The organism is Amycolatopsis regifaucium (assembly GCF_001613935.1).
Classification (GTDB): Bacteria; Actinomycetota; Actinomycetes; order Mycobacteriales; family Pseudonocardiaceae; genus Amycolatopsis; species Amycolatopsis regifaucium.
The window spans coordinates 357,937-382,831 of the sequence record NZ_LQCI01000003.1 but is presented as its reverse complement, the minus strand read 5'-3'; the positions used below and the strand labels follow the sequence as shown (position 1 = coordinate 382,831).

General features: G+C 68.4%; 17 protein-coding genes. 7 read left to right on the top strand and 10 right to left on the bottom strand.

Annotated elements, in window-relative coordinates; translation table 11 throughout:
• Entirely contained in the window at positions 1–1,830 is a 1,830-nt protein-coding gene (gene asnB / locus AVL48_RS05610) for an asparagine synthase (glutamine-hydrolyzing) (protein WP_061989419.1), read from the top strand.
• Positions 1,831–2,017: 187 nt separating this feature from the next.
• Here asnB and AVL48_RS05605 read toward each other — a convergent pair whose 3' ends face one another.
• Positions 2,018–7,339 carry a type I polyketide synthase gene (locus AVL48_RS05605; RefSeq protein WP_074038169.1) on the bottom strand — a complete coding sequence of 1,774 codons (5,322 nt, stop codon included), beginning with the start codon at positions 7,337–7,339 and terminating at the stop codon, positions 2,018–2,020.
• Between the two features lie 251 nt (positions 7,340–7,590).
• On the opposite strand from AVL48_RS05605, the gene AVL48_RS05600 reads away from it, so the two are divergent.
• Positions 7,591–9,258 carry a (2,3-dihydroxybenzoyl)adenylate synthase gene (locus AVL48_RS05600; RefSeq protein ID WP_061989417.1) on the top strand — a complete coding sequence of 556 codons (1,668 nt, stop codon included), beginning with the start codon at positions 7,591–7,593 and terminating at the stop codon, positions 9,256–9,258.
• 209 nt (positions 9,259–9,467) lie between these two features.
• Positions 9,468–11,048 carry a tryptophan halogenase family protein gene (locus tag AVL48_RS05595; RefSeq protein ID WP_061989416.1) on the top strand — a complete coding sequence of 527 codons (1,581 nt, stop codon included), beginning with the start codon at positions 9,468–9,470 and terminating at the stop codon, positions 11,046–11,048.
• 97 nt (positions 11,049–11,145) lie between these two features.
• Here AVL48_RS05595 and AVL48_RS05590 read toward each other — a convergent pair whose 3' ends face one another.
• Positions 11,146–12,558, bottom strand: a complete 1,413-nt coding sequence (locus tag AVL48_RS05590) for an MFS transporter (protein WP_244162410.1) — start codon at positions 12,556–12,558, stop codon at positions 11,146–11,148.
• Positions 12,559–12,671: 113 nt separating this feature from the next.
• Positions 12,672–14,105, bottom strand: a complete 1,434-nt coding sequence (locus tag AVL48_RS05585) for an FAD-dependent oxidoreductase (RefSeq protein WP_061989412.1) — start codon at positions 14,103–14,105, stop codon at positions 12,672–12,674.
• Between the two features lie 237 nt (positions 14,106–14,342).
• On the opposite strand from AVL48_RS05585, the gene AVL48_RS05580 reads away from it, so the two are divergent.
• Both AVL48_RS05580 and AVL48_RS05575 read left to right on the top strand, forming a co-directional pair.
• A complete protein-coding gene (locus tag AVL48_RS05580; RefSeq protein WP_061989410.1) occupies positions 14,343–15,509 on the top strand; it encodes an epoxide hydrolase family protein in 1,167 nt (388 codons plus the stop codon).
• Positions 15,510–15,524: 15 nt separating this feature from the next.
• On the top strand, positions 15,525–15,833 hold the full coding sequence (locus AVL48_RS05575; RefSeq protein WP_061989408.1) for a hypothetical protein: 309 nt from the start codon (positions 15,525–15,527) through the stop codon (positions 15,831–15,833).
• 70 nt (positions 15,834–15,903) lie between these two features.
• On the opposite strand, the gene AVL48_RS05570 is transcribed toward AVL48_RS05575, so the two are convergent.
• The 3 genes from AVL48_RS05570 to AVL48_RS05560 form a co-directional block, all read right to left on the bottom strand.
• On the bottom strand, positions 15,904–16,716 hold the full coding sequence (locus AVL48_RS05570) for an alpha/beta fold hydrolase (protein WP_061989405.1): 813 nt from the start codon (positions 16,714–16,716) through the stop codon (positions 15,904–15,906).
• 114 nt (positions 16,717–16,830) lie between these two features.
• Positions 16,831–17,625, bottom strand: coding sequence for an SDR family NAD(P)-dependent oxidoreductase (locus tag AVL48_RS05565; RefSeq protein ID WP_061989403.1), 795 nt, complete (start codon positions 17,623–17,625; stop codon positions 16,831–16,833).
• 4 nt (positions 17,626–17,629) lie between these two features.
• Positions 17,630–18,082 (bottom strand): VOC family protein, encoded by a 453-nt coding sequence (locus AVL48_RS05560; RefSeq protein ID WP_061989402.1) that lies wholly within the window; start codon positions 18,080–18,082, stop codon positions 17,630–17,632.
• 245 nt (positions 18,083–18,327) lie between these two features.
• Between AVL48_RS05560 and AVL48_RS05555 the strand changes: the two genes are divergently transcribed.
• Together AVL48_RS05555 and AVL48_RS05550 are read left to right on the top strand one after the other, a co-directional pair.
• Positions 18,328–19,575, top strand: a complete 1,248-nt coding sequence (locus tag AVL48_RS05555) for a cytochrome P450 family protein (RefSeq protein WP_061989399.1) — start codon at positions 18,328–18,330, stop codon at positions 19,573–19,575.
• A gap of 28 nt (positions 19,576–19,603) precedes the next feature.
• Positions 19,604–20,464, top strand: coding sequence for an alpha/beta fold hydrolase (locus AVL48_RS05550; protein WP_061989397.1), 861 nt, complete (start codon positions 19,604–19,606; stop codon positions 20,462–20,464).
• A gap of 772 nt (positions 20,465–21,236) precedes the next feature.
• Here AVL48_RS05550 and AVL48_RS05545 read toward each other — a convergent pair.
• The 4 genes from AVL48_RS05545 to AVL48_RS05530 all read right to left on the bottom strand — a co-directional run bounded on the left by AVL48_RS05545 (position 21,237) and on the right by AVL48_RS05530 (position 24,886).
• The gene (locus AVL48_RS05545) at positions 21,237–21,593 is read right to left on the bottom strand and encodes a VOC family protein (RefSeq protein WP_061989395.1); all 357 of its coding nucleotides are present in this window, start codon (positions 21,591–21,593) and stop codon (positions 21,237–21,239) included.
• 25 nt (positions 21,594–21,618) lie between these two features.
• Complete coding sequence (locus AVL48_RS05540; protein WP_061989393.1) at positions 21,619–21,912, bottom strand: DUF1905 domain-containing protein; 294 nt, start codon at positions 21,910–21,912, stop codon at positions 21,619–21,621.
• Between the two features lie 92 nt (positions 21,913–22,004).
• On the bottom strand, positions 22,005–23,501 hold the full coding sequence (locus AVL48_RS05535) for an MFS transporter (protein WP_061989391.1): 1,497 nt from the start codon (positions 23,499–23,501) through the stop codon (positions 22,005–22,007).
• A 149-nt stretch (positions 23,502–23,650) separates the two neighbouring features.
• Positions 23,651–24,886 carry a cytochrome P450 gene (locus AVL48_RS05530; protein WP_061989390.1) on the bottom strand — a complete coding sequence of 412 codons (1,236 nt, stop codon included), beginning with the start codon at positions 24,884–24,886 and terminating at the stop codon, positions 23,651–23,653.
• Positions 24,887–24,895 lie beyond the last annotated feature (9 nt).

Sequence of the window (24,895 nt, the reverse complement as noted above, 5' to 3'; positions counted from 1 at the left end):
ATGTGCGGCTTCGTCGGATGGCTTGACTACTCCAGGGATCTGCGCGCCGAACAGCGCGTCCTCGACGTGATGACCGATACGCTGCGCGAGCGGGGCCCCGACGACCGCGGCACCTGGCTCGGCACCCATGCCGCGCTCGGGCACCGTCGGCTCGCGGTGATCGACGTCGCCGGTGGTGCCCAGCCGATGAAGGCGGAGCTGGGGCCGGATCGTGCGCCCGTCGTCCTCGCCTACTCGGGCGAAATCTACAACTTCCGCGAGCTGCGCACTCAGCTTTCCGCTCTGGGGCACACTTTCCGCACCGCGTCGGACACGGAGGTCCTGCTCCGCGCCTACCTCGAGTGGGGCGCCGGATGCGTCGAACGGTTCAACGGGATGTTCGCCTTCGCGGTGTGGGACTCCGTGCGCGACGAGATGGTGCTCGCCCGCGACCGGCTCGGCGTGAAGCCGCTGTACTACGCGCCGCAACCGTCCGGGGTGCTGTTCGCTTCGGAACCGAAGGGCATCATGGCGAATCCGGCCTACCGGGCGACGCTGTCCGCTGACGCGCTGCCGATTCTGCTGAATCCGCGGCTCGCCGCGCCCGGCCAGACCCCGCTGAACGGGCTGCGCGAGGTCAAGCCGGGCCACGTGGTCAAGATCGACCGGCGCGGCTGCCATGAGTACCCGTACTGGCGGCTGACGGCCCGGGAGCACCGGGACGACCTCGACACCACCGTCCACAATGTCCGCGAGCTGCTTGAGGACATTGTGGACCGTCAACTGGTCGCGGATGTACCGCGCGCCACGATGCTGTCCGGCGGCCTGGACTCCAGCACGGTGACCGCGCTCGCCGCGCGAAGCCTCAACCGGTCCGACGAAGGTCCCCTGTCGAGTTTCTCCGTCCGGTTCGAGGGCGAGGAGGACGATTTCCGCCCCACCGCGCTGCGGCCGGAGCGTGACGCGCCCTACGCGGCGCTGGCGGCCAAACACCTCGGGACCGATCACTACGACGTCGTCATGGACACCGCGGCCGTCGAGCAGGCGATCCCGCTCAGCCGTCGCGCCCGCGACCTCCCGGGTCTCGGCCATTTCGACGCGTCGATGTACCTGATGTTCGCCGCGCTGCGCGAGCGTTCGACGGTCGCGCTGTCCGGCGAGGCCGCGGACGAGGTGTTCGGCGGCTATCCCTGGTTCCACGACGAGCAGACCGTCTGGCGTGACCGCTTCCCGTGGCTGGGTGACGCGCCCCGCCTCGCGGACTGCCTCCACCCGGACCTGCGGAAAGCCTTACGCCCAGCCGAATTCGAAGCGGATTGCTACGCCACCCTGCGTGCCCAGGTGCCACACGTGGCCGGGGAAAGCCGTCTCGACGCGCGCATGCGGGAGGTCCTGTTCTTCAGTCTCCACGGCCCGCTCGCGATGCTGCTCGACCGCAAGGACCGGATGAGCATGGCGGTCGGGCTGGAGGTCCGCGTACCGTTCTGCGACCACCGCCTGCTCGAGTACGTGTGGAACGTCCCCTGGTCGATGAAGACGGCCGACGGCCGCGAGAAGAGCCTCCTGCGGATGGCCGCCGCGGACCTCCTGCCCACCGAAGTCCTCACCCGTCCGAAGTCCGGCTACCCGGCCATGCACGCCCCCGCGCACGAGGCGGCGATCCGCGACACGGTGCTGGGTCTCCTCGACGACCCGGCCTCCCCGCTCGCCGGCCTGCTGGACCACCGGCGCGTCCGCGAGCTGGCCGGTGGCCAGAGCGTGACGATGACCCATGTCAGCACCGCCCATCTGCTGATCCCCCTGCTGGAAGTCGACACCTGGATGCGCACCCACGCGCTGTCGATCGCGTAGTCCTTGCTATCGAGGTCCGTGAAGGCCGTCGATGAAGGAATTGGGACGTTGAGTGTCCCGATTCCTTCATCGACGCAGGGGCACGCCGGTTGCTCGTGCCGGTCACGACCGGTGGCGGACAACCGGGCAGGGAAAGGCCCCCGGTACCGAAGCAGGTACCGAGGGCCTTTCTTCCGTCGGTGGCCGGCTACGCCACCTCCGCCTCCGCGGCCGGGCGAAGCGCTTCCGTCACGTGCTCGGACAGCGCCGCCACGGTGGGCCTGGCCCACAGGATCGTCGGCGGGAGGTCCAGGCCGTAGCGGCGCTGGAGCCGGACGCGGAGCGCGACCGTCATCACCGAGTCGACGCCGAGTTCGACCAGTGGCCGCTTCAGCTCGACATCGGCCGCGTCGAGGTTCAGCTCGGCGCCCACCTGCTCACGGACGTCCGCCGTGACACGTTCGAGGGCCTCGCTGTCGGAAAGGCCTTCGAGGTCGAGCCCCGGTCCCTGGCCGCCGGTGTCGCCGACGGCCTCGTCGGGAGCCGTGAGTTCGCGGAACATCGGGACCCGCGGGAGGTTCGGCGGGGTCGGCAGTACGCGCAGCACCGCCTGATAGTCCGCCTGGAACCGGTCCGCGAACGCCCATGCCCGGAACGCTTCGGCCACCGAGACGGCCTCCAGACCCCGAGAGTTGGCCTCGAACATCGTGGTCGCGATGTCCTCCGAAAGACCGACTCCACGCCAAGCCGTCCAGCCGAGGCTGATCGTCTCGGTGTGCCCGCCGGAGTTGCGGTGCGCGGCCAGCGTGTCGAGGAACGAGTTGGCGGCCGCGTAGCTGGTTTGCCCGGAGAGCCGGGCGAACTGGCCGCAGGAGGAGAACATCACGAAGAAGTCGAGCTCGCCCGGCGGGAAGAGCCGGTGCAGGACCATCGCGCCGTTGGCCTTGGGGGCCAGCACGTCCCGCAGGCCGTCCTGGTCGACCTTGTCCACCAGCGCGTCGTTGACGACACCGGCGGCGTGCACGACACCCCGCACCGGCGGGAGCCCGTGGGCACCCGGGGCCAGCGCCGCGGCGACCTGGTCGGCGTCGGTGATGTCGAGCGCCACCGCGCCGACGGTCACCCCGAGCGCTTCGAGCCCGAGGACACTGTCGATCTGACGCCGGACGTCGGCATCGCTGACGGTGTCCCATTCCGCCCGGGGCGGAAGGCCGCGGCGGCCGGCGAGCAGCAGCCTGCGTGCTCCCCGGTCGACCAGCCACCGGGCGACTTCGAGGCCGAGTGCCCCGAGTCCGCCGGTGATGAGGATGGTGCCCGACGGCGAGCACTGCAGGGGCGAACCGTCCGCGCTGCGCTCGATCTGGCTCAGCCGGGCGACTTCCGTGGCGCCGGCGGTCAGGGAAATGACGTCCTCGGTGCCCCTGCCCGCCGAGCCCCGGAAGAGATCCAGCAGCCGCGAGCCGGTGTCGCCGGTGACGTCGTCGATGTCGACGGCACCGCCCCACAGCTCGGGGTGCTCGCCCGCGGTGATCCGGGAGATGCCCCACAGTGGGCCGTGTGCGACCGACCGCTCTTCGGACGCCGGCCGCACGCCGCGGGTCAGCGCCCACACTCGCTGCGGCTCGACCTGTCCGGCCGCGCTGGCCTGGATCTCGGCGACCCGTTGCACTGTGCGGATGAGCGTCCACGATGCCCGCTCCGCCACCTTCTCGACATCCTCACCCGGCTGCCCGAGCGAAGGCACGACGAGCACGGCGCCGGGCCGGGCGAACAACTCCGGCCGCAGCTCGTCGGGTTCGGCGCCGACCTGCACACTCGGCGTCCCGGCGTCCGCGAACTGGCTCGCCAGCCGCGCCGTCACGTCCGGGTCGCCGACCAGCACGAGCTGCTCCAGCGGCTCACTGCCCACCGCGGGCTCGACGGGCCGCCAGGTGATCTCGTGCACCAGGTCTCTCGCGAGGACCTCGGTACCCAGGTGCTCCACGGCGGCGAACTTCAGACCGAGGACCTCGCAGACGATGTCGCCGTTCATGTCGGCGACCCACACGTCGACCGTGTCGTGCGGCGACTTCGGCGAACGCGTGCTGTGCACGATCACCCTGGCGGGTGGTTCGCCGTGCCAGGACACCTTTTCGATCGAGCGTGACATCCACAGCACCGTCGCGTCACCGGGCGAGACGACCGCCGCGCTGATGGTCAGCGCGCCGTCGATGACGTGCGCCCAGCTGGTCGCCCGCGTCGCGGGGGCCGGCTCGACGACCATCAGGGCGAGCTGCTCGTACTGGTCACGGCGCAGTTCGTCGAGTGTCCACGGGAACGCGTAACCTTCGACGCCCATGTTGGCGAACATGTCGTCGATCTTGGTCAGCGAGCCGACCGGCAGCCTGGCACGGATCACCGCGTCGTCGATGCGGCCGGTCGGGCGCTTCGCCGACGAGTCGATGGTGGCGGTGGTGTGCGTGATCCACTCGTCGCCTTCGTCCGCCGCGCCGTCGTTCGCGATGCGGGTCGCCAGTGAAAGCGACCTGCCCTCACGGACGATCTGGACCACGCGCGGCGGCTGGACCGCGAGCGGGGTGCGGAGCACGATGTCCGTCAGGGTAGGCGAATCATCCTCGCCGGCGGCCTCCGCGAACGTGTTGATGATCGACGCCGCCGGCGTGACCTCCACGCCGACGAGGCCGTGGCTCTGCGGGTAGGGGCGGGTGTCCATGTCGAGCCGGGTCTGCCAGACCTGCCGCGACGGCGCGCCACTCACCGTCATCCGGCCGCCCAGCAGACTGTGGCTCTCCGGGTCATGCCCGCTGCCGAGACCGGCGGAACTGGCACCCTCGGGGAAGATCCAATAAGGACGGTGCTGCCAGGCCGCCGCAGGCAGGTCGAGCGGGCGGCCGGCGGGGAAGTCCAGCGTCCAGTCCACCACCGCGCCGAGGCAGTGCATCCTGGCCAGGTTGCTCAGCAGCGTCTCGATCTCGTCGGCGTTGCGTCGCAGCGTGGCCGTTCCGGCGGTGTCTTCGATCCCGAGGTGGTCGCAGGTCTCGATGATCGAGTGCGAGACCACCGGATGCGAGGAGATCTCGATGAACCCGCGGTGCCCGTCCGCGAGCGCCGCCTCGATGGCTTCGGCGAAGCGCACGGGTTGACGCAGGTTCGCCGCCCAGTAGGCACCATCACGGGCCACGGTGGACCGGGGGTCGGTCATCGCGGTGCTGTAGAGGCTGATCTTCGGTGTCCGCGGCTCGAGCTCCTGTGCCGCCGCTTCGACCTCGGCGAGCACCGCGTCCACGTGGCCGCTGTGGAAGGCGATGTTCGTGTCGACGACGCGCATCTCGATGCCGTCCTCGCGCCACCGCTCCACGACCCGGGCGATCGCGTCCTTGTCACCGGAGATGACCGTCGAATGAGGACTGGCCGAGATCGCGGCCTCGACGCCGGTCTCCGTCGCGAGCCGCCGACGCGTGTCCTCGAAGGACAGCGCGGCCATGGCCATCCCGCCTTCACCCTCAAGACGCTGCAACGCGACCGCGCGGCGGCAGGCGAAGCGGGCCGCCTCCTGCAGGCCGAGCGAGCCCGCGGCCACCGCCGCGGCGATCTCGCCGACCGAATGCCCGATGACCGCCACCGGCTCGACGCCGTGACCGCGCCACACCTCGGCGAGACCGACCTGCATCGCGAACGTCAGCGCCTGGACGTGCGCCGCGGTCCACGGGCCGCCGTCCAGGATCGCCTCACGCGGCGTCCAGCCCAGCTCCTCCCGAAAGACGCCCGCCAGCGAGTCCATAGTGGACGCGAACGCGGCGTCCTGCGCGAGCAGTTGCCTGCCCATGCCGGACCACTGGGCGCCGTGCCCGGAGAACACCCAGACGACGTCGGCCGCGTTGCCGGACACCGTCCGCGCGGAGAAGACACCGGGCGCGGTCTGGCCGTCGGCCAGCTGACGGAGCCGTTCGGCCAGTTGCCCGGTGGATCCCGCCACGACAGCGCCGCGCTGAGACAGGTGCGAACGGTGCAGCGCCAGCGTGTGGCCGATCTCGGACAGCGGGGTTTCGGGGTGCTCGGTCACCCAATCGGCCACGGAACCGGCCAGCGCGCGGAGTCCGGCTTCCGACATCGCGGATACCCCGAACACCCCGCGGATCCCGGCGTCCGCGGCGGGCAACGCCTGCTCGACCTCGTCCTGCCAGCCGAGCGCGGGGCTCTCCTCCAGGATGACGTGGGCGATCGTGCCGCCGACGCCGTAGCTGGACACCCCGGCGCGGCGGGGCTGCTCGCCCGCCGGCCACGGCCGGAGTTCGCCGACCAGCCGCAGGCCGTTGGTCTCCCAGCCGTAGGCGGGATTGGGTTCGTTGTGGAGGCTGGGCGGGATCTGTTCGTGCCGCAGGGCGAGCACGGTCTTGATCACGCCGGTGATGCCGGAACCGCCCTCGACGTGCCCGATGTTCGGCTTCACCGAACCGATCAGGCAGGGGTCACCCGCCGCGCGGCCCGCGCCGAAGACCTTGGCCAGCGCCTTGATCTCCTCGCCGTCACCGGTCGGCGTGCCGGTACCGTGCGCCTCCACATAGTCCACAGTGGAGGGATCGATTCCCGCGCGTGCGTAGGCTTCCCGGAGCATGTGCTCCTGCGCCTCGCCGTTCGGGGCCATCATGCCGTCGGACCGGCCGTCCTGGAAGATCCCGCCACCGCGCACGACCGCCTGAATCGGGTCGTTGTCGCGCAACGCGTCCGAGAGGAGCTTGAGCACGACGACACCGGCGCCCTCACCTCTGCCGTACCCGTCGGCGTCGGTGTCGAAGGCCTTGCTCCGGCCGTCCTTCGACATCGCGCCGGCACCGTTGAGCGCCACGTTGAGCGTCGGGGTGGCCATGATGTTGAGACCGCCGACCAGCGCGATCGGTGTCTCACCCGCTCGCAGGGCCTGCGCCGCCAGGTGCAGCGCGGTCAGCGATCCCGCGCACGCGGTGTCGACCGCCATACTCGGCCCGCGGAGGTCGAGGAAGTACGAGACCCGGTTGGCGATGCCGTAGAACGTCGTCCCGTTCACCGCGTAGGCACCGGTGTTGGGGATGTCCTCCAGCAGCCGCCTGCCGTAGTCGTTGGAGTTCGCGGCGACGTACACACTCGCGTCGCTGCCACGCAGCGAAAGCGGCGGGACCCCGGCGGCCGCCAGCGCCTCCCAGGTGAGTTCGAGCATGAACCGCTGCTGCGGGTCGAGGAAATCGGCTTCCCGCGGCGAAATCCCGAAGAAGTCGGCGTCGAAGCCCTCGATGTCGTCGAGGAACGCGCCCTTCAGCACGGTGTCCCGGATGATGGCGGTCGCCTGCGGGCTGCTCGCGGCGTAGGACTTCCAGCGCTTCTCCGGCATGTCGGAGACCGTGCTCTTGCCGTCGGCGAGGAACTCCCAGAACTTCTCCGGCGAGTCGAGGTCGGGCGCGAACCTGCAACTCATACCTATGATGGCAATCGCTTCTTCAGATGATGCTGCGTTCTCGCTCAAGTCCTCGCTCCTAATCCTGCACCGACCGGACATGACAAAGCTTCCGGCCGGTGATCGCCGGCCCTTTTCCTGTGCTTCACCGAAGAACCCAACGCGAGGGCAAGCTCCCCCGCTCTACGACAGGTTCGGCCCGGCGGGTCGCCCGCGACTACTCCTGATTTGCGAGCCGGCGCCGTCACGACCCCCAGCAGACCGATTCCGCATTTCGCAAGCACAAAGACGTCCCGGATGCCCGGCCTGCCTACGGTCGATGACAGAGTCGTCCTTCGAACCCGGGAGCCATCATGCCCAAGACCGCGGTAGAACCGAGCCGGACGGGAGTCGCTCCCTGGCCCGCGGAGGCAGCCGCCCGCTACGTCGCGAACGGTTACTGGGAGGGGCGATCGCTGGGCTCACATCTCGCGGACGCCGCCCGCAAGACTCCGGACGCGATCTGCCTCGTCGACGGGCAGACCCGGATCAGCTTCGGCGAACTGCTCGCACGCGCGGACGGCGCGGCCGCCCGCATGCGCGAGCTCGGCGTCGGCCCCGACGACCGCGTCGTCGTGCAGCTGCCGAACTGCTGGGAACACGTCGTCATCTCGGTGGCCTGCCTGCGTCTCGGCGCGCTTCCGGTGTGGGCGCTGCCGCAGCACCGGATGCACGAACTCTCCGGAGTGGTCGCGCACGCGGAGGCCAGGGCGATCGTCGTCCCCGACACGTACAAGGGTTTCGACCACCAGGCGCTGGCCCACGAAGTCGTCGGCCTGGTGCCGAGCGCCGAGCACGTCTTCGTCACCGGCACCGATATCCGTGACGACAGCGTCAACCTCCGTGACCTGCTCGCCCCTGCCGAAAACCCGGGTGAACTCGCCACGGCGTTCGACGCCGCCGCGCCCGCCGGGGACGCCATCGCGATGTTCCTGCTTTCGGGCGGGACCACCGGGCTGCCCAAGCTGGTCGCCCGCACGCATAACGACCTCACCTACATGATCAAGCGGGCGATCGAACTCTGCGGGTACGGCCCGGACACCGTGTACATGGCCACTTTGCCGCTGGGCCACGGGTTCCCCAACACCGGGCCGGGCGTCATCGGCGCGCTCCTGGCGGGTGGCAGGGTCGTCATCGCGTCGTCCCCCGCGCCGGAACTCGCGCTGGCACTCATCGAACAGGAAGGCGTCACGACGACTTCCGCGGTGCCCGCGATCGTGCAGCGCTGGATGCGGCACCACGAGGAGCACCCCGGTACCGACCTGAGCTCGCTGGACGTGGTGCAGGTCGGCGCGGCCCGGCTGTCCGCCGAGGACGCCGAGGAGATCGGGCCGAAACTCGGTTGCCGGTTGCAGCAGGTTTTCGGGATGGGCGAAGGACTTCTGTGCGTCACCCGGCTCGATGACCCGCCGGAGATCGTCAACCACACTCAGGGCAGGCCGATCAGCGAGGACGACGAGCTCCGCGTCATCGACGAGGAGGGCCGTCCGGTGCCGCCGGGTGAGCCCGGCGTCCTGCTCGTCCGCGGACCGTACACACCCCGGAGTTACTACCGCTCCCCGGAGATCGACGCCCGCTCGTTCGTCGACGACGGCTGGTACCACACCGGGGACATCGTCCGGCGGACACCGGATGGCTACCTGATCATCACCGGCCGGGAGAAGGACCTCATCAACCGAGGTGGCGAGAAGATCAGCGCCGAAGAGATCGAGACCTTCGCGCTGCAGCTCGACGGCGTCACCCACGCGGCGGCGGTCGCCATGCCGGACCGTGAACTCGGTGAGCAGGTCTGCCTCTTCGTCGTGGTGACCGAGGGGACGAAGGTCGAGCTCGCCGACGTGTGGTCGGTGATGATCGCGGCCGAATCCGCCAAGTTCAAACTCCCCGCCCGGCTCGTCACGATCGACGCCCTGCCGCTCACCCCGATCGGCAAGGTGGACAAGAAGGCCCTGCGCGCGGACATCGCACGGGCCGGAGGGTAGCGGGCCCGTCGTGTCAGCTCGCTCGCGAATGCCGCCGAGCCGCGGATCGGGCCACGGCACCAGATGTTTTTATCTGACATGCGCAGGACTTCAGGAAAAATTCCCCGATTTCCCTGTTTTCCCTGCGCATCGAAGAAGGTGCCAAGCCCGGATCCGCTGCCGAGAATGATTCCAGACCATCATTCCCGCCGCTCGCGAAGGAGCACCCCGTGGCACGTCCAGTCGAGAAGGTCGTCATCGTCGGCGGTGGTACAGCCGGCTGGCTGTCCGCCGCGTACTTGAACCGCGCTTTCGGCGAGAAAGTGGACATCACGCTCGTCGAGTCGGACCGGATCGGCCGGATCGGCGTCGGCGAAGCCACCGTGCCGACACTTCGGACCACGTTCGCGTTCCTGGGCATGAAGGAAGAAGAATGGATGCCGCGCTGCAACGCGGCGTTCAAATCCGCGGTCCGGCTCAACGACTGGCGTAAACCTCACCCCGGCAAGGAAAGTCACACCTACTTCCACCCGTTCTTCACCGTCCCCGAGCCGCCGGTCCCGAATTACGAGAAGCCCTTCCACAAGCGCTTCGGCCGCGGCGTCTCACTGGCTCACTTCTGGCTGAAGCAGAAGCTGTCCGGCGACACGCGGCTGCGCGAAACCTTCGGTGACGCGGGCATGCCGTTGCAAGGCTTGTGCGAGCTCAACAAAGCGCCAAGACCCATGCCCGGTTCCGACGGGCCGAATCCGGGGTTCCGCTACGCGTACCACTTCGACGCGGCACTCATGGCCGGCTACCTCAAGGAACTCGCCACCGGCCGCGGCGTGCACCACGTGATCGCCGACGTCGAATCGGTGGCGCTCGACCCTCGCGGCCACATCGAAAAGGTGGTCACCGAAACCGGCGCCGAACTCACCGCCGACCTCTTCCTCGACTGCTCGGGCTTCCGCGGCCTGCTGATCAACCAGACGCTGAACGAGCCGTTCATCAGCGAGAAGGACGTGCTGCTCTGCGACTCCGCGATCGCACTGTCCTCGGATCACCACCCCGACGGACTCCGGCCGTACACCTCCGCGACCGCGCGCAACGAGGGCTGGATCTGGGAGATCCCGCTGTTCAACCGCGAGGGCTCCGGTTATGTCTACTCAGGACAGTTGACCACACCGGACAAGGCGGAGAAGGAACTGCGCGACTTCCTCGGCACCCGCGCCCACGACGTGGAGGGCAACCACATCAAGATGCGCGTCGGCCACAACCGTCGCTCCTGGGTGAACAACTGCGTGGCCGTCGGGCTGTCCAGCTGCTTCGTCGAACCACTCGAGTCGACGACGATCGCGCTGATCGAATACCAGCTCGCCCTGCTGGTCCTGCACTTCCCGGACAGTGACCTCGACGAGCGCCGCGCCAAGCGCTACAACGAAACCATGGTCAGCGCCTTCGAGGACGTCCGCGACTTCATCGTCATGCACTACTGCCTGACCGACCGCGACGACACCGAGTTCTGGCGCGCGGTCCGCGAGGCCCCGATCCCGGACAGCCTGGCGGAAAAACTCACGGAGTACGCGGAGAGCGTGATCATCCCGGACGGCAGTCAGCTCCGCCTGTTCGAAACCCGAAGCCTTTGGGCGATCCTGTCCGGAATGGACTTCGACTTCAAGAAGGCACCCCCGTCGGTCGAGCTGATGAACGACGCCGCGGCCTGGGAGATGTTCGAACAGATCGACAAGGAACGCGAGATCTACTCGGCCAGCCTCCCGAACCACATGGACTACCTGAAGGCACTCCACGCCTTGGGCGCCAAGGGCTGAGCGCGTTCCTCCCCTGCCCCAGTACATGATGGCCCCCTTCCTTGCGCCAGGCGCAAGGAAGGGGGCCATCATGTACTTCGAGGGCACTCACCGTGGCTCAACTCGCGAGGGGTAAGTCCGGCTCCTTGACCGGGAGCTGCTCGACGGTCGCGGCCCGCGCCTTGCCGCGCAACATGGTCAGCGTCACCACCAGTCCGATGAGGACGAACACCACGCACGCGACGAACGCCGCGCCCAGCCCTTGCGCCAGCTCGGCGGGCCCGCCCGGCGCCGGGGTGAACATCGTGGTCACCGAGGTGACCACCGCTACCCCGAAAGCCCCGCCGACCTGCAAGGCGGCCACGTTGAGGCCGGAAGCGACGCCGCTGGCGCGTTCGGGCACCCGGGCCAGTGCGGCCACCGAGGCAGCGGCCGTGCCGGCGCCGAGGCCGGGTCCGAACACGACGAGGCCCCAGAGCATGTCGGGCACGTAGCTGCCGTCGGCACGCACGAAGGAGAGCAGGAAACAACCCGCGCCCATCAGCACCAGACAGGCTCCGACCACCGGGCGGAAACCGATCCTGGTCACCACGGTCTGTCCCACGTAGGCACCGGCGAAGGCGAGCATCGGCATCACGGACTGCATCACACCGAACTTCAGCGGCCCGTATCCGAGCACGATCTGCGCGTACTGGGAAATCGTCACCGAAAGCCCGAACACCGTCATGCCCATGGTCAGCGCCACGAGGTTGCCACCGGCCATGGAACCTTTGCGCAGCAAGGCAAGGGGCAACAGCGGCGAGGACGATCGCCGCTCGATGGCCAGGAACAACACCACCAGCAGCGCGGCGATGCCGAACAGGCCGAGGGTGGACGCGCTGCCCCAGCCGGAATCGGTCGCCTGGCTCACCGCGAGGATGATCGCGACCATCGCGACGGTACTGGTCAACGCGCCGGCGAGATCGTAGGTGCCTTCCCGGTCCGCGCCACGGCTTTCCCGCACGAACATCGGGGTGAACAGCGCCACGAGCGCGAGGATGGGCACGTTGATGATGAACACCCACTGCCAGCCCAGCGACTGCGTGAGCAGGCCGCCGATCAGCAGACCCGCGGTGGCGCCGATCCCGCCGATGCCCGCCCAGCCCGCGAGCGCCATGTTGCGGCTGCGGCCTTCCGGGAACGCGTTCATCAGGATCGACAGCGCGGTGGGCACCATCAGGGCCGCCGCCGCGCCGCCCAGTGCCCGCGCGATGATCATCACCTCACCGTTCCAGGAGAACCCGCAGACGCCGGAACTGACCATGAACAGCACGGTTCCGGTCATGAAGACCCGGCGGCGACCCAGCCGGTCGGCCGCGCGACCACCCAGTAGCAGGAAACCGCCGAAGGTGAGCAGCTTGGCGCTGAGCACCCACTGCGCGGTGCCGGCACTCATGCCGAGGTCGGCGGTGAGCGAGGGAAGCGCGAGCATGACACTCTGCGAGTCCAGGAGCACCGTGAAGTTGGCGGCGCACAACAGGACCAGCACCACCAAGGGAAATCTCGTGACAGCGGTACCGGCAGTGCTCGACTGCCGGCCGGCTGATCTCAACTGGGTCACCGGGAACTCCTCGAACCTCGGATGAAGAAATGAACGAGCAGGCGTCAGGCGGCGGGCCGCTCGGCGTCGTTCCGCGCCGCCTTCTCCGAAGACGGGAGCGAAACCACGGGCGAGACCGTCGCGTTGGCCGGGTTTTCGAGCTTGCCGCGCGCTCCGGGTCCGAAAAGGACTCTGCCGATCATCGACGGTTTCATCAGCGACTGCGGTGAGTCGATCAGCGAGATCGTGCGGATGAACGCGCGCGCCACCACCGGGTCGTTCGCCGCCACCGCCTGGACGCGTGGCATGTAGAGGTTCGCCATCTTGGTGGCGATGGTCCGCTTGCCGCGCACTTCGGGATATCCGAGGTCGGCGGCGGCGGACATCGTCCACGGCGCGTTGGTGACGCTCGCGAGGTCACGGAAGTAGGCGGCGGGGACCGGCTCGACGCCCTTGGCGAGATGCTTGCCCAGCACGGTCGCGCCGAGCGCGGCGACGGTCATGCCCTGGGCGTAGACCGGGTTGAAGATGCACGCCGCGTCGCCGATGATCAGGTACCCGGCCGGGAACCGGCGGAGCCGCTCGTAGTGCCGTCGAATGCTCGCGGGGAAACGGAAGCTTCCCGCCGGGGAACGCTGCTCCGCGTCACGAACGGCTTCGTAGACCTCTGGCCGCGGCAAGCTCTTGGCGTAGGCGAGGAATCCCTCGCGTTCGGTGGGCGCACGGTCACCGTTGATCCCGGTGAGCGTGAGCGCGTAGCGGTCGGCCAGCCGCGCGAAGATCGCCCCCCGCGGGAACGCCGGTGTCGCGGTCGGGACGAGTGCGATGTCGTCACCGAGCGGGTCGTACTCCAACGGCCCGACGAAATCCATGGTCGTATAGGTCAGGTCCATCTGGACCTTCTCCTCCGGTGCCCGCTCGTAGCCGAGTTCCTCGAGCCAGCGGGGAGAACGCGAGCCGCGGCCAGTGGCGTCGACGACCAGGTCGGCGGTGATGACCTCTTCGGCGCCACTGTTCCGGCCCTGGACGCGGACACCGATGATCCGGCTCCGGTCTTCGGACGCTTCCAGACCCACGATGTCGGTGCTCTCCCGGAGCGAGACTCCCGGACGGACCAGGGTCCGGCCGCGGAGGAAGTGCTCGATCACCGGACGATTGGCGGCCACGCAAGCCATCCCCGTCTCGGTCTCGGCGAACATCTGGCCGTTGAAGCAGTAGTGGCAGGTCGACCCGTAGTCACCGACGGGCACGCCGACGGCGAGCATGTCTTCGACGAACCCGGGGAACAGGTCCTCGATGATCTGGCGGCCGCGTTCGAGCAGGGCGTGGATGTGGACGGCCCACGGGATCGCCGGGCGCAGTCCGGTGCCCGCGGCGGTGAGGTCGTCGCGATCGATGACGGTCACTCGGGTATAGGAGTCCGAAAGCATGCGGGCGGCGAGCATGCCCGCCACGCTGCCCCCGAGCACCACGGCGTGATCGCCGATCTTGGTTCCCATGGACGTCCTCCCATTGGACTGCGGTGTGAGCGGTTACGCCGCAACGCTAGAACCGGGGAAAGGCGCTCCTCTTCTCCTTCGTTGCGACGTCCACGCGGTTCTCCGTTCCTGCTCGGAGCACGCAAGGAGCTGCGGCGATCCGCTCCAGGGTTGTAGCTTCCGATGTGGACGACCACCGCGTTCCACGCGCCGGGTGTCCCATTTCCTTTTCCCGGAGCCAGAAATGAGGACCACGTGATGCGCCCGTTCCGCGTCGAAATCCCGCAGGAGGACCTGGACGACCTCCACGCACGGCTCACCGCCACGCGCTGGCCCGCCGAAACTCCTGACGTCGGCTGGGACCGTGGCACCCCGCTGGGTTACCTGCGTGAGCTGACCGAGTACTGGCGCAGCGGCTTCGACTGGCGAGCGCTGGAAGCCCGGATCAACTCCTACCCCCAGTTCGTCACCACCATCGAGGGCGAGGACATCCACTTTCTGCACGTGCGCTCCCCCGAGCCGGACGCGGTGCCGCTGCTGCTCACCCACGGCTGGCCGGGATCGTTCCTCGAATTCCTCGGCGTGATCGGCCCGCTGACGGACCCGCGCTCGCACGGCGGCGACCCGGCGGACGCCTTCCACGTGGTCATCCCGTCGCTGCCCGGTTTCGGTTTCTCCAGCCCGCTCAAGCAACACGGCTGGACGCTGCCCCGGGTGGCGGGCGCTTGGGCCGGGTTGATGTCCTCGCTCGGTTACGACAAGTACATCCCGCAAGGCGGCGACCTCGGCGCGACGGTGACGCTCCTGCTCGGCCTGATCGACGCCGAGCACGTCCTCGGCACCCACGTCAACTTCCTGTTCGCGCCACCGACCGGCGACCCGGCCGAACTCGGCTCGCTCCCGCCGTCGGACCTCGCCCGGCTGGAGCGCCTGGCGCACTTCGGCTCCCAGGGTTCGGCCTACATGAGCCTGCTGTCGACGCGGCCGCAGACCGTCGGGTACGGCATGACCGACTCGCCGGTGGGCCAGCTCGCCTGGAGTGTCGAGAAGTTCAAGGAGTGGAGCGATTCGGACAAGACCCCCGAGGACGCCATCGACCGCGACACGCTCCTCGCCCACGCCACGCTGTACTGGCTGACCGGCACGGCCGGCTCGTCGGGGCACATTTACTGCGACAACGTGGAATTCATGCCCACCTCGGGGGGCGATCCGCAGCCGCTGCCGCCGATTCCGGGCCCGGTCGGGGTGGCCGTGTACGCTCACGACCTCGCCCAGCCGATCCGGAGCATCGCCGAGCAGGCACTGCCGAACATCGTGCAGTGGAACGAATTCGACCGTGGTGGCCACTTCGCCGCGATGGAGGAACCAGATCTGTTCGTCGACGACCTGCGGTCGTTCCGGCGGGCCGCCCAGGCACAGCGGTAAGGAAGGGAACGAAAAATGGGTTCAGCGTTCGTCGTCCGGTACGAGACGACACCGGAAGCCGCCGACGAGAACCAGAAACTGGTGGAGGCGGTCTTCGCCCAGCTGGCGGAACAACGACCGGGCGGCCTCAGCTATGCCTCATTCCGGCTCGACGACGGAGTGAGCTTCCTCCATGTCGGTTATGTCGACGGTGACGACAATCCGCTGAACGCGTCGACGGCGTTCCAGGAGTTCCAGCGCGAGTTCCGCTCCCGCGTCCCCGATGGCCCGGTCTTCTCCGGCGGCGCCCTGGTCGGCTCCTACGGCTTCGGCGCCCAGGCCTGACGCTGACGACCGCGGCGTAAGGGCCTCCTTCCCCCCGGCTGAGCCGGGGGGAAGGAGGCCTTCACGCGCATCACGATCCTGTGCTGAGGACCTTGCGCAGGACCCGGGCGAATTCTTCGGGGTAGGGCAGGAAGCCAGTGTGCCCGCCGGGGAACTCGACCGGAGGTTCGCCGAGGCGCCGGGCCAGCTCGTGCGACGTGCGGAACGTCTGCAGGCCGCCGGAATCCGCCCCGATGCCGACGACCACGCCGGCGGGGCACGCGGTCAGTGCGTCGACGTCGGGCACATACCGGGTGGTGGCGCGGAGCTCGTGGGCGAAGAACCGGGCGCTGTCGGCGACGTCCTGCTCCGAGGACGGGCCGGCGCCACCGGGTGAACCCTGCTCTTCGGTGTCCAGGCCGGAGTGGGCCGCGAACTTCTCGAACGCCGCCATCGGCCCGTCCCGATGGAAGGTGTCGACGATGTCGTCGACCCCGGCCCGCTGTTCGGCCGCGTCGGGCAGGAACTCCAGGACCGGCGGCTCGTGTGCGATGACCGTCCGCACCCGGCCGGGATGCCGCGCGGCCAGCGCGAGGACGGTCATCGCGCCGCCGCTGGTGCCGAACACGTCGGCGGACTCGGCACCGGCGGCGTCGATGAGGGCGGCGACGTCGTCCGCGCGCTTCTCGGGAGTGGAGTCCTCGTCGGGGTCGTGGACCGGACTGCCCGAGAAGCCCCGCGGGTCGTGGGTGAGCACGGTGTGGTCGTTCGCGAGCTCGTCGGCCAGCAGCTCGAAGGCCGCGGCGCCCATCGGCGAGCCCATGAGCAACAACAGCGGTCCCGCGCCGCGAACCTCATAGCGCACGCGTGCGCCCGGGACGTCAAGCGTATGGGTCGTGGTCATAACCTGCCATTCTGCTACAGGTCGCACACCTGTACCGATCGGGCGAAAAGCCTTGACATGTCAGGAAAGCCCGGTCCGGCGACACCGGACCGGGCCCTGACCCGAGCAGCTCCGCTAAGCCGCCGGAAGCTGCGTCGCTTCTTCCGGGGACCGGAACACCTTTTCCATCACGCGGCGGGCGATGGCGCGCGGCGCGTGGTCGAGCGCCGCGGTCATCAATCGGGTGACGGTGCCGGGCACGGTGACCACCCGGCCGGCGTCCCAGGCCCGGAGCGCGCCCGCCACCACTTCGGCGGCGGTCGTGTGCCCGGGGGTCTTTTCCACCGCGTCGCCGAGGCCGGCGACCTCGCTGAACTCCGTGATGGTCGGCCCCGGGCACAGCGCCATGGCCTGGACGCCGGTGCCCCTCAGCTCGGTGGACAACGACTCGGCGAAGGACAGCAGGAACGCTTTGCTGGCGCCATAGGCGGCAAGGTTCGGTGTCGCGAAGAAGCCCAGCGACGACGCCACCACGATCACCCCGCCCGAGCCGCGCTCGACCATCCGCGGTACCACCTGGGATGCGAGGTCGACACTCGCGAGTACGTTGAGCCGCAACATCTCGAGGGTCTCGGACCGGGCCGTCTCGACGAACCGGCCCTGCAACCCGCGGCCGGCGTTGCAGATGAGCAGATCGGCACCGCCGAGTTCCTCGGCACGGGCGGCGACACACTCGATCGCACCGTCCGCGGTGAGGTCCTGGACCTCGGGTATCAGCCGCCCGTCGGTGCCCGCCGCGAGCGCGTCGAGCCGGTCCGCACGACGGGCCACGGCCAGCACCCGGTACCCGCGATCGAGCAGGACCCGGGCGAACTCCGCGCCGATACCGGAGGAAGCCCCGGTCACGACGGCAAGTGGTGCGTCGGTCATGGTCCTACCCCTCGACGTGGAAGATCTCGAGCGCGACGCCGTCCGGGTCGGTGAAGGTGAACAGCGCGAACGGAAGCGGCTCGGTGTATTCACGCAGGTCGCTGCACTCGACGCCCTTGCCGACCAGGAAGGCGTGCCAGGCGCGGAGTTCTTCGCGATCGGTGGCCGCGAACGTGAGGTGGTCCAGTCCGGTGCGGTGCGCGCTGAACGACTCACCCTCGTTGCGGTCGTGCGAAGCGAGCCCGAGGAAGACCTGGGTGCCGGGGCGCATCAGGCCCGCGGCGCGACCACCCGGGAACTCCTCCTTCATCCACAGCACCATGCCGAGCATCTCGCTGTACCAGGCCACACTGCGGTCCACGTCGGTGACGGTGATGGTGGCGTGGTGCAGACCCGGCAGCCCCGGCGGCGTTTCGGGGATCGGGGTGGCCGGCGGCGGGACGAGTTCGATGTCCATGTGCGCTCTCCTGAAGTCGGGCGTGACGGAAAAGGGTTCTTTGACGCCTACCGCGCCGTTTTGTGATCTTTTGCGAGATTACGGCGCGTGGACCCCGAATTTCTTCTCCAGGACTGCCAGGCGGCGGAACTGCGCGAAAGCCCATGACAGGCCCGCAATTCCGAAGACGTAAAGCCGCCGAAACCGGGTTTAGCTTGAAAAGCCAATCGGTCACCACAATGGACCACCACTGGAGGTCGTGTCTCATGTCAGACGCCGTGTGCCCCTACGTCCTCAACCCCGAAGGCACCGACACGCACGGCGAGACCGCTCGTCTGCGTGAGCAGGGCCCGATCGCTCGGGTCGAGCTCCCGGACGGCGTGCTCGCCTGGTCGGTGCACGACTACGAGCTCACCAAGGAGATCATGGGCAACGAGGCGCTGTTCTCCAAGAACCCGCGCCGTAACTGGCCCGACTACATCGACGGCAAGATCTCGGATGGCTGGCCGCTGATCACCTGGGCCGCCATGGACACCATGGCGACACAGGACGGCGCCGACCACGCCCGGCTGCGCAAGCTGCTCCTGAAGGCGTTCACCCAGCGCCGGGTCGACGCCATGCAGGAGCACATCGACACCACGGTCAACGAGCTGCTCGACGACCTCGCCGCCACTGCCCCCGACGAGGTCGTGGACATCAAGGGCCGCTTCCACATGGAGCTGCCCACCCGGCTGATGTGCGACCTTTTCGGCGTTCCGGTGGACGTCCGCGCGGAGGTGCTCGAAGGCGGCCACAAGAACATCGACACCCGCATCACCGCCGAGGTCGCGGAGGCGAACCTGGCGAACTGGCAGGTGGCGATTTCCAATCTGGTGCAGTACAAGCGCGAAAACCCGGGCGACGACCTCACCACCGGCATGATCGCGGCCAAGGAGGAGGACGGTTCGCGCCTGAGCGACTCCGAGATGATCGGCACCCTGCACCTGTTGCTGGGCGCCGGTTCCGAGACCCTGGTCAACGCGCTCGCGCACGCTTCGGTCGCGTTGATGACCGACCGTGAGCTGCTCACGAAGGTCAAGGCCGGGGAGATCTCCTGGGAGGACGTATTCGAGGAGACACTGCGGGTGGAGTCGCCGGTCGCGCACCTGCCGTTCCGCTTCGCCACCGAAGACGTCGAGCTCGGCGGCGTCAAGATCGCCAAGGGTGACGTGATGCTCGTCGACTTCGCCGGGGTCGGCCGGGACCCGAAGATCCACGGGGAAACGGCGGACGAGTTCAACGCGCTGCGGGAGGACAAGACGCACCTTTCGTTCGGCTTCGGCGTGCACTACTGCATCGGCGCCCGGCTGGCGAAGAGCGCGTGGATGACCGGCATCCCCGCCCTGTTCGACCGTTTCCCCGACATCGAACTCGCGGTCGACCGCTCCGAGCTCGTCGGACAGGGCAGCTTCGTGGTCAACGGCCACGAGAGCCTGCCCGTCCTGCTCAAGGGCAAGTCCGCGGTCGCTGTCTGACCCCCGTCGCAGTCGAAGGAGTCCGAACATGGCAGACAAAACGGCGGAGGGCGGAGGCGGGATCCTCGGTGACCTCAACCTCGACTACGCGGCACACGAGAGCGTGCTGGAAAAGGCGGTGTCGGCCGACGGCACGCTGATCGCGTACGAGCGGTTCGGGGACACCGGCCCGGCCGTGGTGGTGGTCGGTGCGGGACTGAACGACCGCGCCATGTTCACGCCGCTCGCGACGGCCATGTCCGAACGGTTCCGCGTCTTCAACTACGACCGGCGCGGCCGTGGCGAGAGCGGCAACGGCGATCCGGACCAGTGGACGATCCAGCTCGAGATCGACGACCTGCGCGCGGTGCTCCAAGCCGTCGGCGAGCCGTGCCACGTCTTCGCCAACTGCACCGGCGGCGTCATCGCGCTGCTGGCCGCGGCCGGTGGGGCGCCGATGGTCAAACTCGCCCTGTACGAACCCCCGTACTGGTCCGAGACGGCCACGGCCGAGCAGGTGGCGAAGCTCAAACAGCTGATCGCCGAGGACCGTCGTGAAGAGGTCGTCACGATCTTCGCGCGGGACGTCGTCGGATTCATCAAGGACGAGAACATCGAGCACTTCAAGAGCCATCCGGCTTGGCAGGCGTTCGAGTCCATGGCGCCGTCGACGTACTACGACGCGATGATCAGCAAAGACCACCTGGACATCCCGTACGAGGAGATCCGGAAGATCACCGTGCCCACGCTGCTCATGCGAGGGGACGACGGGATCAAGGAGATCCACGACGCGTGCGCGAGGATCGCCGAGGAGATACCTCGCGGCGAACTCCTTACGCGGGAGGGGTTCGACCACCTGTTCGATCAGAAGGCATGGGCGCCGACCTTGATGGAGTACTTCGAATCGTGACGACGCCCGCGAACTCCGGAAGGGTCACTGTGCCGGTTGCCGGCGCCGTGGCCCTTCCGGCTGTCATGGGTGCTTTCAGTACCGAGCCGCCGGCCGTTCTTGACTGTCCATAGGGGACAGATGCCGGGGGGCAGGCAATTCTGGCGTAGTCACATAGCCGCCGGGCAGGTGAGTGGCGTGGGGAAGACCGCGGCCGTTGAACTTCCGGAATCTTCCGCACCCGGTTGTCCGCCACCGGTCGTGACCGGCACGAGCTTGATCAACGGAAGATCGGGGACGTTGAGTGTCCCGGATCTTCCGTTGATCAAGCTTCGCGACCGGCGTGCCTCTGCGTCCTGTAGGGACCCTTCAGGGCACTTTCCGCCGACCCGAGCATGGTCACTCGCTACGGCCGGTGGCACGTAAGTGTTACCGCTCGTGAGGCGCACGTCGCGCAAGACAGCCGACCTGCGCCACGCACACGCCACCCTTCCCACCCCTCAAGAACCAAAACACCACTCGCAACCCGCCACCAGAACAGCAGCTCTGCGACTTCGCCGGAACCCTGACCCTCACCGTAGGGAAGGAGGCCTTCACGGACTACGGGATCGTCACGTTCGCCGCTGACCTGCACCACGGCCATGCCGGCCGCCCGCGGACCCCACCTCCGGTCCCAGCAGGCTCGCCAGTCACGACGACCACGCGTGAAGGCCTCCTTCCCTCGGCTGAGCCGAGGGAAGGAGGCCTTCACGCGCATCACCCGGCGGGAGACCGGGTCACCGCCGCCACAAGTTCAGGAAGAGCTCTTGATACCGATGTTGTAGCCGTCGAGGTCGGTGAACGCCGCGATCCGGCCGTTGGGGGTGTCGACCGGCTCCAGAGTGCGCTTGGCGCCGAGCTTTTCGGCCCGCGCCAGCGCCGCGTCGACGTCGTCGACCGGGAAGTAGACGACCACGCCGAGGTACGGGCTGTCCGGCCCCGCCTGGCCGATGCCACCCGTGGGCGGGCTGTTCTCGGCGCCCACCAACGCGTAGGTGCCGTCCAGCGCGTGGACGTTCCACCCGAACATTTCGTTGTAGAACTTCCGCGCCCGCTCGGAATCCGGGGTGGAGATGTCGAACCAGGCCGGAGTGGCACTAGCGTCGGTCATTACTGTTCACACCTTTCGTAGAGGATCAGCTGAAACGCTGGCTGAGGTGGACCTTGACGTCGTCGCCGACGTCCTTCTTCAGGGATTTACGCAGGGCGGCCTTGACCGGCATCATGTGCGTCCCGTCGCCGAGCGGCAGCATGGTCGCCTGGAAGTCCTGGCCGTCGATGGTACCGCCGATCTTGACGGCCTTCCTGGTTCCGAAGATCTCGCCGGATTTGGGCACCACCACACAGATCCAGCCGCTTCCGTTCTCTTTGATCAGCGGCAAGGTGAATTGGTGGTCGATCTTCTCCGGGCTTTGGGGTGCAGCCGGCATGGGGTTCGGTCTCCTTGTTCTCCGGGCATTGAACGGGACAAGCCCGCGGGGAGGTCGAGAACCTCCCCGCAGGACCGGTTACAACGAATTCATCATGCCGCGTCTTCGACCTCGAGGCGCTCGGCCGTCGGGTCGCGCAGTTCGGTGGCGACCTTTTCGAACAGCACCGCGATCAGGATACCGCCGAGCACCATCAGCCCGGCGCCGATACGGAACGCCAGCGTGTAGCCCTCGGTCGCGGCGATCCGCGGGTCGGTGCCGGTCGCGATCGCGTCGCCGGCGTACCGGATGGCGACCGTCACCAGCACGGCGAGGCCGAGTGCCGAACCGACCTGCTGCATGGTGCTCTGCACGCCCGACGCCAGGCTGGAGTCCTGGACGGTGACGCCGTGCAGCGCGGCGTTGGTCGCGGCGGGCATGGTGGCCCCGGCGAACAGCCCGAACACGATCATCCCTGGCATGAGCCCGCCCACGTAGGAGGAATCGAGGTCGACCATACTGGTGATGAACAGTCCCGCACCCGCGCCGATGTATCCGACGGACGCGACCACCTTGACCCCGAGCTTCGGGATGAGTCCGGTGCCGAGGCCGATACCCGCGCCGATCCCGAGGCCGAGCGGCAGCCATGCCAGCCCACCTTGCAGCGGCGAATACCCCAGTATCTTCTGGGCGAAAAGCGTCATCATGAAGGTGTAGGAAATGAACGCCGCCATGAAGAACAACGTCACGAAGTTGATGGCCGAGCGGGTCCGGTTGGCGAAGAAGTCCAGTGGGATAAGCGGGTTCTTCGCCCTGCGTTCGATGAGCACCGTCGCCACCAGCAACACCACCCCGCCGATGAGCGGCACCATCACCAGCGTCGAGCCCCAGGGGTGCTCGGCAGCGTGCAGCAGGCCGTAGACGACGCCGACGAGACCCAGCGTCAGGGTGAGCGCACCACCGATGTCGAGCCCGGCGTTGTTCTCGCGCACCATGCGGCTTTCATTGACCAGCCGCGGCAGGAGAATCAGCACCACGAACGCCACCGGAAGGTTGATGAAGAACAGCCATTCCCAGGACGCGAGGTCGGTCAGGACACCGGAGATGACGTAGCCCAAGGTGCCGGCGAGAGCGATGATGCCGCCCCACAGCCCGAGCGCCTTGGTGCGTTCCTTCGGGTCGTGGAACAGCAGCGCGATCAGGCCGAGTGCCGCGGGGGCGGCGATCGCCTCGGCGATGCCCTGCCCGAACCGGCCGATGACCATCATCCACGGCGCGACGGCGAAACCGGACAGCGCCGAGGAAATGGCGAAGATGGCCACGCCGGTCAGCAGCAGGCGACGCCGTCCGAACACGTCGGCCAGCCTGCCGCCGAGGATCAGCAGCCCGCCTGCCATCAGCACGTAGCCGTTGACGACCCAGGCCAGGCCGGACTCGGTGAACCCGAGGTCCTGCTGGATCCGCGGCAAGGCCACGTTCACGACGGTCATGTCCAGCAGGATCATGGCCTGCAGCCCGCAGAGGAGGATGAGGGCCCACCATCGGCGCGGATCCGCCGCCTTGGGGGACTCGACCCCTTCCGGGCTCGAACTCGAGTTGACTGTGGTCACGCTCGTCTCCCTAATTCATCTTTTCCGGCGCGTGGCGCGACGCTCAGCGGGCCGACACGGCCACGCCGGCTCTCTGGCAGGCACTTGAAAGTGTGGCAGCCGGTACTCTCCGTCACTAGTGAACAGGACATGAGTGCGACGTGTGATCCTCATGCCGCGTGCCCCGGTCCGGCCGTCCGGACCCGCACCGGCAGCGAGTCCCAAGCCCGGATCGTGTTGTTGAGCCGCCGCCGTCCCGGCCCGACGAGCTCGATGCTCGCGACCCGCTCCACCAGGGCGGTGAGCAGGCATTCCGCCTCCAGCCGGGCGAGATGCTGGCCAACGCACTGGTGGACGCCGAAACCGAAACCAACGTGCCCTGAAGGATCACGAGACAGGTCGAACGCGTCCGGAGCGGCCCAGCGCCGCGGGTCACGGTTGGCGGCTCCGACGCTCAACAGGACCTTCTCGCCGTCGGGAATCGTCGCGTCGCCGACCCGGACATCACCGGTAGTGGTCCGGAAGAACGACTGGACGGGTGACGCCCAGCGCACCGCCTCGTCCAGCGCGACGTGCACCAGCTCGGGCTCGGCGCGCAGCCGCTCCCACTGTCCGGGGTGCGTCGCCAAGGCGTAAAGCATCGACGCGAGCGCGTGAACCGTGGTGTTGACGCCCGCCGCGAAGAGCGAACGGACCACCAGCGGCGCCTGCTCGTGGGTGATGTCCCCACGGTCGGCGGCCGCCCAGATCCGGGCCCCGAAGCCGCCCTCGGCGAGTGCCTCCCGTTCGCAGTGGGCGTTGACCCACACCGAACGTTCCCGGGCTCCCACCGCGCCCGCCACCACGAGGTCGTTACGGGGGCCGAAGGCGTTGAGCAGAAAGTCACTGAAGGGCAGCAGGTGCTCGCGTCCGGCCTCGGGAATGCCGACGGCGTCCGGGAATACCCGCAGCGGGAACGCCTCGGCGAGCGACGGCACGGCATCGAATTCCACCACCCGGCGGCCACCCAGCAGACTGTCCACCATGGACTCCGCCGCGACTGTCCACTCAGTACGCAACCGCCGTTGTGAACGCGCGCTGAGCAACTCCGCCAGCACGCGACGCGGGGCGTCGTGATGCGGCGGGTCGGCCTCGATCACCACGCTCAGCGGCCGCCAGATCTTGCCGGTGCGAAAGTTCGACAGCCCCACTCCCGCGCCGGACTGAAAACCTTGCCAGTCCCGCAAAGCGGCGTTCACGTGTTCATGGCGCGCGATCGCGTACACGTCGTAGGTGCTCAGATAGACCAGCGGCCCAGCGTCGCGCAGGAGTGCCTCGTGCGGATGCGGGTCCGCCAGCACTTCGTGGCTGAACGGGTCGATGTCGAACGTCGGCAACGACGGCCTGACGCCGGTTGTCGCGGTCACGATTCCTCC